Source organism: Microbacterium sp. HM-570 (assembly GCF_054165885.1).
Genome location: NZ_CM135111.1, coordinates 557,098 through 571,067, shown reverse-complemented (window position 1 = coordinate 571,067; position 13,970 = coordinate 557,098). Strand labels below are relative to the sequence as shown.

Here is a 13,970-nt window from a genome sequence, read left to right as displayed (position 1 = left end):
CGGTGGATGCGGCCACCGCAGGGGGCGGTGTGCTCGGCGATGGCTCGGCCGAGGCTTGCCCCCGGCGCGCCATCGAACGGTCGCGACTCGCCGTTCGCGCGCGGCGGGAACGGCGAGTCGCGACCGTTCGTGTTGTGGTCGAGCAGGCCGCAGCGCTGGCTACGCAGCTGCTGCGCGGGACGGCCAGGCGCGTCGGGTGCGGGCGTGGCTCAGGCGCCGCGCCTCCCCGATCGCCAGCACGAGTGCCGCGAGCGGAAGGGCGAACGCGAGCATGTGGATGGATACGCCGAGAACGAGCACGGATGCACCGCACAGGGCCGCGATCGTTGTCTGAACGACCCGAGGGGCCCAATGGCCTACCGCGAGGATCCAGGCGACGGCGCCGCCGAGGGGGAGAGCGGCGATCATGAGGGCCCACACGATCCGGTTGCCATCGCCGCCGCCGATGAGGTTTTCGGTCGCGGCGATCAACAGCGCGATGGCGATGAGCGACGGTGGGCCCCATGCGTTGATCGCGCGATGAGTCTGGGTTCGCATCAACCCGATTGCCGCGCAGTAGGGGAGCACAGACGCGAAGCCGGCGACGATTCCGGCCCGCATTGCCTCGGTCGAATCCAGGGCTCCGTCGGTCCAGCCGCTCCCGGTTAACGCGAAGATGATGGCGGCCATGCCCGCAACAGTCGATACCGCGGCACAGACGAGAACGCTCATGCGAGCTGGTCGGGGGGTTCTTGCCACGGGGGTGTGCGGGGGCAAAGCGGCTGCGGTGGTCGGCTTCGGCCGCGTCAGCAGAATCACGGAGCCGAGCGTTGCGAGCGCGAGGAACGCCCCGACTGTGGGGTTCATCAGCGTGAATGCCAGGAAGGGATACGCGACAATGGTGCACCCGGCGCCGCCCAGGCGGGCCCACATTGTGGGCATCTTCAGGGTTCGGAGCACGCCGCCCGCAGCTACGGCCCCCCAGGCGGCGGCGGCAAGCCACGCGGCCGTGACCAACCACAGGAATACCTGAGCGAATCCGCTGCGGGTGGTTCCCGCGTCGGCCTCGTCGAAGCCGACGTACCACGACAGTGCGGCCAGAGTCGAGAAGGCGGCAGCGGGTAGCGCGAGTACGAAAGCGGCCAGCGCCTCGGGCGCGGAGAGGATCCCGCGAGTTCGGAGCGTGGCAGCGATGGCAACCAGCATGAACAGGGGAGCCACCCCGAAGCCGGGTATCAACCCGATCGGACCCGCGCCCATGAACAAGAGCGGTATGCCCGCGAGGCCGAACGACACGGCGAGGGATGCCGCGATGATCGCCGTGCGTCGATCCAGCCGCGCGCCGAGTCCCTGGACGATCGCGCTACGCCGCAGCGACGCATCCGGGATCCGCTGCCCGCGCGCCTCAGCGTCGTCGAGCATCGTGCACAGCACCACCTCCTCGTTGCGTTCCCGCCAGATGCGCGGGTACCAGCGCAGGAGAGCCCGGAATGCGCGCTCGTCCGGTGCTGTCATGCGAACGTCGCCATGCTGACGGCGGGTGCGGGTGCCGGCGTGTGTGCCGGCACGGGGCGGTAGATCGCGAGCGCCCGCCGTGCCGCGGACGCCCGCCGCTCGAGGTCGGCGAGTTCCATCTCGAGTCGCGCCCTGCCGGTGTCGGTGAGCGCGTAGTAGCGCCGGGCGCGTCCGTCCACGATCTCTTCGCCGTCTTCGCGCACGAGGCCACGGGCCTGCAGGCGCTCGGTCGTCGCGTACAGGGTGGTCGTCTTGAGCGATCCGGGATCGCCGGATGCCTCGTCCACCTCACGCAGGATCGCGTAGCCGTGGCGGCGGCCACTGGCGAGGCTCGCCAGGATCCAGAAGGCGGTCGTGCCCAACGATTCGCTCATGCGACGAGCATATGCCCATGTCGGGACTATGTCTAGTCGTTCACCCGCCTCTCCACCCCGAGCGATGGATCGATCCTGTGCCACGAACGGACGCGACACGCCGTTCGCGCGCGCACGAGACGGCGTGTCGCGTCCGCTCGGCGCGCTCGGGATCGCTGCAGGGGCCACTCGTGGCGGGACGGCCGAGTGCCCGGGCGCGCCGGGAGCCGACCTCGCAGAAGGCCGACCTAGACTTATCGGGCCATGATTCGACCCGACCTCAGCCTGCCGATTCCCGAGAACATCGGCGCCGCGCACTTCATCGGCATCGGTGGATCCGGGATGTCGGGGCTCGCGCGAATGTTCCTGGCCCGCGGCATCCGGGTCTCGGGTTCCGACCGAGCCGACAGCGATGCGCTGCGTCAACTCGCACTGCTCGGGGCGCGGGTGCATGTCGGGCACGATGCCGCCAATCTCGGCGACGCGGACACCGTCATTCACACCGGCGCGATCTGGCCCGAGAATCCCGAGTACGTCCTGGCCAAGGAGCGGGGGATGCCGGTCATCCACCGTTCGCAGGCGTTGCACTGGCTCATCGGCGGTCGTCGTCTTGTCTCGGTTGCCGGTGCGCACGGCAAGACGACCTCGACGGGCATGATCATCACCGCCCTGCACCAACTCGGCGCTGACCCGAGCTTCGTCAACGGCGGAGTGATCGCGCAGCTCGGCGCCTCGAGCGGTACGGGCGTCGACGAACTGTTCGTTGTCGAGGCCGACGAGTCCGACGGCACGTTCCTGCTGTACGACACGTCGATCGCGCTCATCACGAATGTCGACCCCGATCATCTCGACCACTACGGCACGAACGACGCGTTCGACGATGCCTTCGTGCGCTTCGCCGACCGGGCTCGCGAGAGTGTCGTCATCTCGGCCGACGACCCCGGGGCGCTCCGGGTGAGCGCGCGCCTCACACATCCGAACGTCATCACCTTCGGGGAATCGGATGGCGTGGATGTGCGTGTCACGGACATCACCACAGACGGCCCGGTGTCCTTCGCCCTGACATACCGCGGCACGACGGAGCGGGCCCGACTCGAGATCCCCGGCGCGCACAACGCGATCAATGCCGCGGGCGTGGTCTCCGTGCTGCTCTCACTGGGGTACGAACTCGAGCCCTCCCTGCGCGCGGTCGAGGGGTTCGCGGGCACGATCCGCCGCTTCGAACTGCACGGCGTGAACCGCGGGGTCAGCGTCTTCGACGACTACGCGCACCACCCCACCGAAGTTGCGGCGGCCCTCGCGGCGGCGCGCACCGTCATCGGCGACGGACGCATCATCGCGGTCCACCAGCCCCACACGTACTCCCGCACGCAGCAGATGTACCGCGAATTCGCCGAGGTGCTCGAGGAGTACGCCGACCACACGGTCGTGCTCGACGTCTACGGTGCCCGCGAGGATCCGATCCCCGGCGTCACCGGCGCCCTCGTCCGCGACGCCTTCGCTGACCCCGATCACGTCGCGTACGTCGCGGACTGGCAAGAGGCGGCCGACTACACGGCGACGGTGGCGCGCGACGGTGACTACGTCATCACCCTCGGCTGCGGCAACGTTTACCTCATCATTCCGCAGGTGCTCGAAGCACTTTCGCACACGGCGCCGGCCGGCGTCACGGACTGACGGATGCGTCGGCCCCCGCCGCTTCCCGCGCCCGAGAGATCCGGTGCCGCCGCGAAGCGCACATCGCGTTCGTGGGATGACTCGCGTTCGTTGGATGACTCGCGTTCGTTGGATGACGAGGCGACCGTCCCTCGTAGCGGCGAGAGCCCGGACGAAGACGCATCCGTTTCGCCCGCTGCGTCCGAGTCGCAACCTTCGGAGAAAGCCGGGGTAGCGACCGCCGGAACGGAGACAGATGAGGCGGCGCCTCCGGAACGCGTCGCCGACCAGACGGACGCGGATGCCGCCCCCCGTCGCACGGGAATCCGTGACGTCTGGCGTGCCGCTCGCGCGCGCCGCCGCGCGTTGCGCCGCGAAGTCCGCCGCTTCACCGTCCGGAGCCGGCGTCGTCGGCTCGTATGGCTCGTGAGTAGCGCTGCCGTGCTGCTGCTGATCGTCGGCAGCGTCGGCGCGGCCTACAGTCCGCTCTTCGCGGTTGAGCGGATCGAGGTCGTCGGCACGACGTCGCTGCCCGCTGCAACGGTCCAAGACGCCCTGGCGGGCCAGATCGGGACGCCCCTGCCGCTCGTGGATGGCAGCGCCGTGAAGGCCGCGCTCGTCGCCTTTCCCCTCGTCGAGTCGTACACGCTCGAGGCTCGCCCGCCGCACGACCTGGTGGTGCGGATCGTCGAACGCACGCCCATCGGCGTCATCCAGACGGACGCCGGATGGACGCTCGTCGATGCTGCTGGTGTGGCTCTCGAGACCAGTCCGAACCCGCCGGAAGGCCGTCCCATTCTCGAAATCGCCGGCGGCACGACATCCGGGGCGTTCGAGTCGGCGGGTCTGGTTATGCGGGCCCTCCCGGAGACGATCGCGACCCAGGTGACGCGCATCGCGGCGACCACGCGGGACGACGTGACCCTCACGCTGGCGAGCGGCACCCAGGTCGTCTGGGGTGCTGTTGAGGAGACGGCGCTCAAGGCCGTCAATCTCGACCGGGCGATGACCGCCCGCCCCGGCATGTCCGTGTACGACGTTTCATCGCCCGCATCCGTCGTCGTCCGCTGACGACCCCCGCCCGTGCCACGCCCACCCCGCCCGGACCCGCTCACCTGGCAGTAGATGGGAAAGCGGACGCCCCAGAGCCTCATCTACTGCCAGGCGAGCGGCCCGTGGACGGCTCTCGCCGGGGATTTGACGTGCGTGTAGACGACACGCCGCGCGCCTGCGGGCGCCGGCGAACGCCCGGCCTACCGTGTGAACAGAGGAAATGCATACCGGGCATTTCTTTACAGTTCTACTTGAGGTTGAAGGTTTCACCCAGGTTCGCGACACGGAGGCCGGCATGAGCCAGAACCAGAACTACCTCGCCGTTATCAAGGTCGTCGGCGTCGGCGGCGGCGGCGTCAACGCCGTCAACCGCATGATCGAGCTCGGGCTGCGCGGTGTGGAGTTCATTGCGATCAATACCGACGCGCAGGCGCTCCTCATGAGCGACGCCGATGTGAAGCTCGACGTCGGTCGCGAGATCACCCGCGGCCTCGGCGCCGGCGCCGACCCCGAGGTGGGTCGCCGCGCGGCAGAGGACCACGCCGAAGAGATCGAAGAAGCCCTGCGGGGTGCCGACATGGTGTTCGTCACAGCGGGCGAGGGTGGTGGCACCGGCACCGGTGGCGCGCCCGTCGTGGCCAAGATCGCGAAGTCGATCGGCGCGCTCACGATCGGTGTCGTCACGAAGCCGTTCTCGTTTGAGGGACGCCGTCGTCAGACGCAGGCCGACACCGGTGTCGCGCGCTTGAAGGAAGAGGTCGACACCCTCATCGTGGTGCCGAACGACCGCTTGCTCGAGATCAGCGATCGCGGAATCTCGATGATCGAGGCATTCGCGACGGCCGACCAGGTGCTGCTCGCCGGTGTTCAGGGCATCACCGACCTCATTACGACCCCCGGCCTCATCAACCTCGACTTCGCCGACGTCAAGTCGGTCATGCAGGGTGCGGGATCGGCCCTCATGGGTATCGGCTCTGCTCGGGGAGCGGATCGCGCGATCAAGGCCGCCGAGCTCGCGGTCGAGTCGCCGCTACTCGAGGCCTCGATCGAGGGGGCGCACGGTGTGCTGCTCTCGATCCAGGGTGGCTCGAACCTCGGAATCTTCGAGATCAACGATGCCGCGCAGCTCGTCAAAGAGGCAGCGCACCCCGAAGCCAACATCATCTTCGGTACGGTCATCGATGACACGCTCGGCGACGAGGTGCGGGTCACCGTGATCGCGGCCGGCTTCGACGGCGGCGAACCTCTGCAGCGCAGTGAGCCGGTCGTCGCTCAGCGCCAGGCGCCCGCTCTGCCGGTCGCCACGGCCGACGAGGCAGCCGAGGTCAAGCCCCCCGTGCGCGAGTCGGTTTCGGTCGGCTCCGCATCCGGTCCGATCGTCCCCGAGGCCGCGGGTTTCGACTCCGCGTTCGGTGACGACGACCTCGACATCCCCGACTTCCTGAAGTAGCGGTATCCCCGAACGGATGCCGTGGCCCGCGAGAGGTGCCGCATGACCGAAGTGGCTCCTCTCGCGGATCGATTGGCGTTGCTGGATGAGCGCGTCGCAGACGCGGCGCGAGCGGCCGGACGCGACGCGGGCGAGATCACACGCATCGTCGTGACGAAGTTTCACCCGGCACAGCTCGTGCGCGATCTGTACGCCCTCGGAGTGCGAGACGTCGGTGAGAACCGGCAGCAAGAGATTTCGGAGAAACGCTCCGAGCTCGCTGACCTCGACGATCTGCGTTGGCACTTCGTGGGCCAGATCCAGTCGAACAAAGCGCGTGCCGTGAGGGCCGCCGCATCCGTCGTCCATTCGGTCGATCGAGCCAAGCTCGCCGACGCCCTCGACGGTGCTTCACGCGACGATGCCGCAGAACCCGATGCGATGCCCCTGGATGTGCTCGTGCAGATCAATCTGACAGCCGACACCGGGCGCGGCGGAACGAACGAGTCGGACGTCGTCGCCCTGGCAGAACACGTCGCCAGATGTTCCGGCCTTCGGTTGCGCGGTGTGATGGCCGTTGCGCCCCTCGACGAACCACCCGCGGCCGCCTTCGCGCGCCTCGCCGAGCACGCCGCACGCGTGCGTGCCGTCGTGCCCGACGCATCCTGGATCAGTGCCGGGATGACGGGGGATTTCGAAGAGGCGATCGCCATTGGCGCGACACACCTGCGGATCGGGTCCGCAATCACGGGCAACCGACCCGCCCACGGTTAACCTCGAAACAGACGAGCCAACACGGAGGATGCGATGTCGAACCCGCTCAAGAAGACCATGGTTTATCTCGGTCTTGCCGACGAAGAAGAAATTGTTGACGAGCCCCAGCAGCAGACGCAGCACTCGCGCGTTCACGCCGTGGAACCCAAGGGAACCGTCACGCCCCTCCGTCCGCGTGCCGTTCACCAGCCCGCAGCGGGTGGACTGACCGAGATCCTCACGGTGCACCCCAAGCAGTACCGCGACGCACAGGTCATCGCCGAGAACTTCCGCGAGGGCATCCCCGTGATCATCAACCTGTCGCAGATGAGCGACGCGGATGCTCGTCGCCTGATCGACTTCGCCAGCGGACTGTCGCTGGGGCTCTACGGACGCATCGAGCGGGTCACGAGCAAGGTCTTCCTGCTCTCTCCCGAGCACGTCGAGGTTTCGGGCGACGGCGGCATCCCGCACGCCGACCCGGACGCCGCGCCCTTCTCCGCGTCGTAGTCTGTATACGTGGAACTGCTGAGGCTCATCGCGTCGATCCTCAACGGTCTGATCCTGCTGTACGTCTTCGTGCTGCTGGGACGACTCGTTCTCGAGTACATCCCGGTGTTCAATCGCGAATGGCGTCCTCGCGGCGCGGGCCTCGTCTTCGCTGAAATCGTCTACACCGTCACGGATCCTCCGATCCGGCTGTTCCGTCGATTCATCCCCCCGCTCCGCATCGGACCGATTGCGATCGATCTCGCTTTCGCGCTCACGATCTTCCTGTGTTTCATGCTTCTGAACGTCACGCGATCCATCGCCGGCGGGGCATAAACCTGCGCTCTGGGGTGGGCTGACGGTGCCGTGACGCACTCGGCTCGCTCTCGCGGCACCCAGGCGCCTCAGCTATGCTGATGGCTTCGCGCCCCAGCGCAGCCACGCCGTGACCAGCAGAGACGAACAGGACGGATCCCCCATGGCTCTGACCCCCGATGACGTTGTAACCAAGCAGTTTCAGCACGTCCGGTTCAAAGAGGGTTTCGACCCCGAAGAGGTCGATGACTTCCTCGACGAGATCGTCGTCGAGTGGCGCAAGACGATCGCCGAGAACGAAGAGCTGAAGGCCAAGCTCGAGGCCTACGAGGCCGGCGAGAAGCCCGCCGCAGCAGCACCCGCTGCGGAGCCGGCTCCCGAGGTGGAGGCTCCCGCCGCCGCCCCGAAGCCCGCTCCCGCGAGCGAGGACGCCGGCGCAAGCACCAGCGCGGGGATTATCGAACTCGCGCAGCGTCTGCACGACGAGCACGTTGCCGAGGGTGTCGCCCAGCGCGACAAGCTCGTCTCAGAGGCCGAGGCCACCGCGTCGCGCATCGTTGCCGAGGCCGAGGCGAAGCAGCGCGAAGAGGCCGCCCGCCTCGAGAAGGAGCGCACGGTACTCGAGGGTCGCATCACGGAGCTCCGCCAGTTCGAGCGTGACTACCGCGCCCAGCTGCGCAGCTACATCGAGGGTCAGCTGCGTGACCTCGAGACGTCCGGTTCGACGTCGGGCTCGACGCCCGTGTCGGCCATCGGTCTCTAGACCTTGACCGAACCGAGTCCCGCACCCGAGCTTTCCGCGGGGCCGCGCAAGCCTCTCAACCGACCGGCGGCCATCGCCATCATCGCGACTCTCGCGGTGGTGGCCCTGGCCGCCGATCAGTTGAGCAAGTTCTTCGCATTGCAGAACCTGACGCCGGGCGATCCGGTGCAGATTCTGGGTGAGTTCCTCGTCTTCGTGTTGGTGTTCAACCCGGGCGCAGCGTTCTCTCTGGGTGAGAGCGTCACGTGGGTCTTCACGATCGCGTTGGCCGCGGTCGCGGTCGCGATCGTGTGGTTGATGTTCACGCGGGTACGCTCCCGGCTGTGGGCCGTGGCGCTGGGGCTGCTGCTCGGTGGCGTTCTCGGCAACCTCACCGATCGCTTACTGCGAGACCCGGGATTCCCGGTCGGACATGTCGTCGACTTCATCTCCACGCCCTGGATGATGCCCGCGATCTACAACGTGGCCGACATCTTCATCGTGTGCGACATGATCGGGATCGCCCTGCTCGTTCTGCTCGGACTGCACATGGACGGCACCCGCGAGCGTCGGGAAGATAAGGCGGATGCGTCGACGGTCGCTGCTTCCGAGGCATCCGACTCTGTCTCGTCCGACACTGTCCCGTCCGAGCCCGTCCCGTCCGAGCCCGTCCCGTCCGACTCCGTCCCGTCCGAGCACGGTCCCGTTTCGATCGTGGGAGTGGGCGTGGATCGCGATTCCCTCTTCCCTGTGGCTGACCCGGATGTCGGAGCCCCGCGCCGCGCAAAGGAGCCCGGCGACGACGACCCGACGAGGGCCTAGCCGTGCCGGCGCGGAGTCTTCCCGTGCCCGACGGTCTGCAGGGGGCCCGGGTCGACGCGGCCCTGGCCAAGATGCTCGGTTTCTCTCGTGCCTTCGCGGCGGAAGTGGCCGAGTCGGGTGGTGTCAACGTCGATGGGCGCGTTGTCGGAAAGTCGGATCGGTTGTCCGGCGGAGCTTGGCTCGAGGTCGTTTGGGAAGAGCGCGCGGAGCCTCGTGTGGTTCCGATGGCTGTGCCCGACTTCGGCATCGTCTACGACGACGATGACATCGTCGTGATCGACAAGCCCGCGGGAGTAGCGGCTCATCCGAGTGTCGGGTGGGAGGGCCCCACGGTTCTCGGCGCGTTGGCCGCAAGCGGGTACACGATTGCGACCACGGGCGCTGCCGAACGTCAGGGAATCGTGCATCGGCTGGATGTCGGCACGAGTGGGCTCATGGTCGTCGCCAAATCCGAGGCGGCCTACACCGCGCTGAAGCGCGCTTTCAAGGAGCGCGAGGTCGAGAAGATATACCACGCCGTCGTGCAGGGGCATCCGGATCCCTTGTCCGGCACGATCGACGCGCCGATAGGTCGACATGCCACGCACTCGTGGAAATTCGCCGTCACGCAGGACGGCAAGGACTCTGTCACGCACTACGAGACTCTCGAGGCATTCCGCGGTGCGTCGCTGCTCGAGATCCACCTCGAGACCGGGCGCACGCACCAGATTCGCGTGCACATGGCCGCGCAGAGGCACCCGTGCGTCGGCGATCCGCTCTACGGCGCGGATCCCACGATGTCGGCTCGCCTGGGGCTCACCCGCCAGTGGTTGCACGCTCGGCAGTTGTCGTTCCACCATCCCGCGACCGGCGAATGGGTCACCTTCGCCTCGGATTATCCGGCCGACCTCGCTCACGCGCTCGAGGTGCTGCAAGCCGGATGATCCTCGGGTCCTCCCGAATGTCGCCGGCCCGGGGCAGAATGCGCTGATGGCAATCGACGTGCGGCCCGCGACGGTATTCGATGATGTGCAGACCATGGTGGGGCACAAACGCCCCGACGCGAACCTCTGCTGGTGTCTGAGCTCCCGCATCCCGTCGAAAGAGAACCTCGCACTTCGCGGCACGGCGCGGGGCGAGCGAGTCGTACGTGGGCACGCGGGCGCTGTTCGAACGCGCAGGATTTTCCAAAGTATCCGACACCGGCTCCGTCGTGAACGGGTTTCCGTGCCTGCTGGTGCGTCTCGATCTGGCGTAGCCGGGTCGGGTTCAACGCGACCCGCCGACGATGTCGGAAGCGCCCCTTAGTGTGGACGAGTGGCAGCCGACTCCTTCGTTCACCTTCATGTGCACAGCGAATATTCGATGCTCGACGGGGCCGCTCGAATCGGGCCGATGGTCCAAGAGGCCGTCGCGCAGGGCATGCCGGCCATCGCCGTCACCGACCATGGCAACACCTTCGCGGCGTTCGAGTTCTACAAAGCGGCGAAAGACGCCGGCATCAAGCCGATCATCGGCATCGAGGCCTACGTCACCCCCGGCACGCACCGCAGCGACAAGGCACGAGTGCGCTGGGGCGGACCAGACCAGGCCGGCGATGATGTCTCGGGATCGGGCGCATACACGCACATGACCCTGCTCTCGCAGAGCACCGAGGGCATGCACAACCTCTTCCGCCTCAGTTCCAAAGCGAGCATGGAGGGGTACTACTTCAAGCCGCGCATGGACCGCGAACTTCTGCAGACTTACAGCAAGGGACTCATCGCCACGACGGGCTGCCCGTCCGGGGAAGTGCAGACGCGACTCCGGCTCGGGCAGTACGACGCCGCAAGAGCCGCAGCCGCGGAGTTCCAGGACATCTTCGGCAAGGAGAACTACTTCACCGAGATCATGGATCACGGCCTCTCGATCGAGCGGCGCGTGATGGGCGATCTCATCAAGATCTCGAAAGAGCTCGACATCCCGCTTGTCGGCACGAACGACCTGCACTACACGCATCAACACGATGCGACGAGCCACGCAGCACTCCTGTGCGTCCAGTCCGGTTCGACGCTCGACGACCCCAAGCGCTTCAAATTCGACGGCGACGGCTACTACGTCAAGTCGGCGGCCGAGATGCGCCAGATCTTCCGTGATCACCCGGAGGCGTGCGACAACACCCTGCTGATCGCCGAGCGCTGCGAGGTCGAGTTCAACACTTCGGCCAACTACATGCCGCGCTTCCCAGTGCCCCCTGGTGAGAGCGAAGACTCCTGGTTCGTCAAGGAGGTTGAGAAGGGCCTCGAACACCGATATCCCGCGGGCATCCCGACCGAGGTGCGCGCACAGGCAGAGTACGAGACCCAGGTCATCTTGCAGATGGGCTTCCCGGGCTACTTCCTCGTCGTCGCCGACTTCATCAACTGGGCGAAAGAGAACGGCATTCGAGTCGGCCCCGGGCGTGGTTCCGGTGCCGGTTCCATGGCCGCCTATGCCATGAAGATCACCGACCTGGATCCGCTCCGGCACGGGCTGATCTTCGAGCGCTTCCTCAACCCCGACCGCGTCTCGATGCCCGACTTCGACGTCGACTTCGATGACCGTCGCCGCGGCGAGGTCATTCAGTACGTGACCGAGAAGTACGGCGACGAACGCGTCGCGCAGATCGTCACGTACGGCACGATCAAGGCCAAGCAGGCGCTCAAAGATGCCGGGCGGGTGCTCGGATTCCCGTTCAGCATGGGCGAGAAGCTCACGAAGGCGATGCCGCCACCCGTCATGGGTAAGGACATGCCCCTGGAGGGCATGTTCGACAAGAACCATCCCCGTTTCAAAGAGGCATCAGAGTTCCGCGTCCTCATCGAGACCGATCCCGAGGCCAAGACGGTGTTCGACACGGCCGTGGGACTCGAGAACCTCAAACGCCAGTGGGGCGTGCACGCAGCCGGCGTGATCATGTCCTCCGAACCGCTGATCGACATCATCCCGATCATGAAGCGCGAGCAGGACGGCCAGATCGTCACGCAGTTCGATTACCCGTCGTGCGAGGCGCTCGGCCTGATCAAGATGGACTTCCTCGGTCTTCGCAACCTCACGATCATCGACGACGCGCTCGATAACATCGTCGTCAACCGGGGAGAGAAGGTCGTGCTCGAAGACCTCGAACTCGACGACGGGGCCGCGTACGAACTCCTCACGCGGGGCGACACCCTCGGTGTGTTCCAGCTCGACGGCGGGCCGATGCGCAGCCTTCTCCGGCTGCTCAAGCCCGACAACTTCGAAGACATCTCGGCCGTCATCGCGCTCTATCGACCCGGCCCGATGGGTGCCAACTCCCACACGAACTACGCACTGCGCAAGAACGGCCTGCAAGAGATCACGCCGATCCACCCCGAACTCGAAGAGGCGCTGGCCGAGATCCTCAGCACGAGTTACGGGCTGATCATCTATCAAGAGCAGGTCATGGCGATCGCGCAGAAGGTCGCGGGGTTCAGCCTCGGACAGGCCGACATCCTGCGTCGCGCGATGGGCAAGAAGAAGAAGTCCGAGCTCGACAAGCAGTACGAGGGCTTCCAAGCGGGCATGCACGCAAACGGCTATTCGGATGCTGCGGTCAAGACTCTGTGGGACATTCTGCTGCCGTTCTCGGACTACGCCTTCAACAAGGCTCACTCCGCCGCGTACGGCATGGTCTCGTACTGGACGGCCTACCTGAAGGCGCACTATCCGGCCGAGTACATGGCGGCGTTGCTGACGAGCGTCGGTGACTCGAAGGACAAGCTCGCGATCTATCTCAACGAGTGTCGGCGAATGGGAATGAAGGTGCTGCCGCCCGACGTGGGGGAGTCGATCAAGTACTTCGCGGCCGTGGGCGATGACATCCGCTTCGGGCTCGGTGCCATCCGCAACGTCGGCTCGAACGTCGTCGAGGGCATCGTCGCATCGCGCGCCGATGACAGCTTCGTGAGCTTCCACGACTTCCTCACCAAGGTTCCGGCGCATGTCGCGAACAAACGCACGGTCGAGTCGCTGATCAAGGCGGGCGCGTTCGACTCGCTGGGATCGACGCGTCGCGCGCTCATGGATATTCACGAGAGCGCGGCCGAAGCAGCGGTCGAAACCAAGCGCAAGGCTGCCACGGGGGCGATCGGGTTCGACTTCGACAGCCTGTACGACGAAACCGAAGACATCATGCCGGCGAAGGTTCCCGAGCGCCCCGAGTGGACGAAGAAGGACAAGTTGGCCTTCGAGCGCGAGATGCTCGGCCTGTACGTTTCGGATCACCCTTTGGCGGGTCTCGAGATGCCGCTGGCCAAGCACGCGTCGATGTCGATCAACGATCTGCTCACGTCCGAAGAGTTGAGCGACGGTGAGCAGGTGACCGTCGCGGGGCTGCTGACGAGCGTCCAGCACCGCGTCGCGAAATCGAGCGGAAACCCGTACGGCATGGTCACCGTCGAGGACTTCAACGGCGAGGTGAACGTCATGTTCATGGGCAAGACGTACACCGAATACCAGCCGCTACTGCAGGCCGACGCCATCCTCGTGGTGCGCGGTCGTGTGTCCCGCCGCGATGACGGACTCAACCTGCACGCCGTCTCGGCGATGGTTCCCGATCTGGGTGCCGTGGATGCCGGGGGAGCGCTCGAACTAATCCTTGCCGAGCACCGCGCAACCCACTCGGTCATCACCGATCTGGCTGTCGTGCTCGATCGGCACCGCGGCGAGACCGAGGTGCGGATGAAGCTCACCAAGGGTGACGTGGCGAAGGTTTTCGAGGTGCCGCATCCCGTCAAGGTGACCGCGGATCTGTACGGAGAACTGAAGTCTTTGCTCGGACCCGGATGCCTGGGCTGAGCGGATGTCCGCGAGGTAAGGTAGCCGGGGCGCCGACGGCGTCGTGCGA

The 13,970-nt window shown here is 66.5% G+C and carries 12 protein-coding genes and 1 pseudogene; 11 read left to right on the top strand and 2 right to left on the bottom strand.

Features of this window, described 5'->3' with window-relative positions:
* Nucleotides 1–159 precede the first annotated feature (159 nt).
* Both ACT9TC_RS02710 and ACT9TC_RS02705 read right to left on the bottom strand, forming a co-directional pair.
* Nucleotides 160–1,494 (bottom strand): hypothetical protein, encoded by a 1,335-nt coding sequence (locus ACT9TC_RS02710; protein ID WP_458041914.1) that lies wholly within the window; start codon nucleotides 1,492–1,494, stop codon nucleotides 160–162.
* Nucleotides 1,491–1,868 (bottom strand): PadR family transcriptional regulator, encoded by a 378-nt coding sequence (locus ACT9TC_RS02705; RefSeq protein ID WP_458041913.1) that lies wholly within the window; start codon nucleotides 1,866–1,868, stop codon nucleotides 1,491–1,493. The genes ACT9TC_RS02710 and ACT9TC_RS02705 overlap by 4 nt, the downstream gene beginning before the upstream one ends.
* 243 nt (nucleotides 1,869–2,111) lie before the next feature.
* Between ACT9TC_RS02705 and murC the strand changes: the two genes are divergently transcribed.
* The 11 genes and pseudogenes from murC (at nucleotide 2,112) to dnaE (ending at nucleotide 13,921) form a co-directional block, all read left to right on the top strand.
* The gene (gene murC, locus ACT9TC_RS02700; RefSeq protein ID WP_458041912.1) at nucleotides 2,112–3,524 is read left to right on the top strand and encodes a UDP-N-acetylmuramate--L-alanine ligase; all 1,413 of its coding nucleotides are present in this window, start codon (nucleotides 2,112–2,114) and stop codon (nucleotides 3,522–3,524) included.
* A gap of 3 nt (nucleotides 3,525–3,527) precedes the next feature.
* The gene (locus ACT9TC_RS02695) at nucleotides 3,528–4,574 is read left to right on the top strand and encodes an FtsQ-type POTRA domain-containing protein (protein WP_458041911.1); all 1,047 of its coding nucleotides are present in this window, start codon (nucleotides 3,528–3,530) and stop codon (nucleotides 4,572–4,574) included.
* 277 nt (nucleotides 4,575–4,851) lie between these two features.
* On the top strand, nucleotides 4,852–6,006 hold the full coding sequence (ftsZ, locus tag ACT9TC_RS02690) for a cell division protein FtsZ (RefSeq protein WP_458041910.1): 1,155 nt from the start codon (nucleotides 4,852–4,854) through the stop codon (nucleotides 6,004–6,006).
* A 42-nt stretch (nucleotides 6,007–6,048) separates the two neighbouring features.
* The gene (locus ACT9TC_RS02685) at nucleotides 6,049–6,759 is read left to right on the top strand and encodes a YggS family pyridoxal phosphate-dependent enzyme (RefSeq protein ID WP_458041909.1); all 711 of its coding nucleotides are present in this window, start codon (nucleotides 6,049–6,051) and stop codon (nucleotides 6,757–6,759) included.
* A 33-nt stretch (nucleotides 6,760–6,792) separates the two neighbouring features.
* Nucleotides 6,793–7,248: a cell division protein SepF gene (locus ACT9TC_RS02680; RefSeq protein ID WP_458041908.1), complete on the top strand. Its 456-nt coding sequence runs from the start codon at nucleotides 6,793–6,795 to the stop codon at nucleotides 7,246–7,248.
* Between the two features lie 9 nt (nucleotides 7,249–7,257).
* Nucleotides 7,258–7,563, top strand: coding sequence for a YggT family protein (locus ACT9TC_RS02675; protein WP_458041907.1), 306 nt, complete (start codon nucleotides 7,258–7,260; stop codon nucleotides 7,561–7,563).
* Between the two features lie 142 nt (nucleotides 7,564–7,705).
* Entirely contained in the window at nucleotides 7,706–8,305 is a 600-nt protein-coding gene (locus tag ACT9TC_RS02670; protein WP_458041906.1) for a DivIVA domain-containing protein, read from the top strand.
* A 3-nt stretch (nucleotides 8,306–8,308) separates the two neighbouring features.
* Nucleotides 8,309–9,106, top strand: a complete 798-nt coding sequence (lspA, locus tag ACT9TC_RS02665) for a signal peptidase II (protein ID WP_458041905.1) — start codon at nucleotides 8,309–8,311, stop codon at nucleotides 9,104–9,106.
* Nucleotides 9,107–9,108: 2 nt separating this feature from the next.
* The gene (locus ACT9TC_RS02660) at nucleotides 9,109–10,029 is read left to right on the top strand and encodes an RluA family pseudouridine synthase (protein ID WP_458041904.1); all 921 of its coding nucleotides are present in this window, start codon (nucleotides 9,109–9,111) and stop codon (nucleotides 10,027–10,029) included.
* Between the two features lie 46 nt (nucleotides 10,030–10,075).
* Nucleotides 10,076–10,231: pseudogene (locus tag ACT9TC_RS02655) on the top strand (GNAT family N-acetyltransferase); the annotation flags it as partial.
* A gap of 219 nt (nucleotides 10,232–10,450) precedes the next feature.
* Complete coding sequence (dnaE, locus tag ACT9TC_RS02650; protein WP_458042848.1) at nucleotides 10,451–13,921, top strand: DNA polymerase III subunit alpha; 3,471 nt, start codon at nucleotides 10,451–10,453, stop codon at nucleotides 13,919–13,921.
* Nucleotides 13,922–13,970 lie beyond the last annotated feature (49 nt).

Coding starts and splice junctions, on each gene's coding strand:
- ACT9TC_RS02710 (WP_458041914.1), bottom strand. CDS start 1,494: ATGACAGCACCGGACGAGCGCGCATTCCGGGCTCTCCTGCGCTGGTAC.
- ACT9TC_RS02705 (WP_458041913.1), bottom strand. CDS start 1,868: ATGAGCGAATCGTTGGGCACGACCGCCTTCTGGATCCTGGCGAGCCTC.
- murC (WP_458041912.1), top strand. CDS start 2,112: ATGATTCGACCCGACCTCAGCCTGCCGATTCCCGAGAACATCGGCGCC.
- ACT9TC_RS02695 (WP_458041911.1), top strand. CDS start 3,528: ATGCGTCGGCCCCCGCCGCTTCCCGCGCCCGAGAGATCCGGTGCCGCC.
- ftsZ (WP_458041910.1), top strand. CDS start 4,852: ATGAGCCAGAACCAGAACTACCTCGCCGTTATCAAGGTCGTCGGCGTC.
- ACT9TC_RS02685 (WP_458041909.1), top strand. CDS start 6,049: ATGACCGAAGTGGCTCCTCTCGCGGATCGATTGGCGTTGCTGGATGAG.
- ACT9TC_RS02680 (WP_458041908.1), top strand. CDS start 6,793: ATGTCGAACCCGCTCAAGAAGACCATGGTTTATCTCGGTCTTGCCGAC.
- ACT9TC_RS02670 (WP_458041906.1), top strand. CDS start 7,706: ATGGCTCTGACCCCCGATGACGTTGTAACCAAGCAGTTTCAGCACGTC.
- dnaE (WP_458042848.1), top strand. CDS start 10,451: ATGCTCGACGGGGCCGCTCGAATCGGGCCGATGGTCCAAGAGGCCGTC.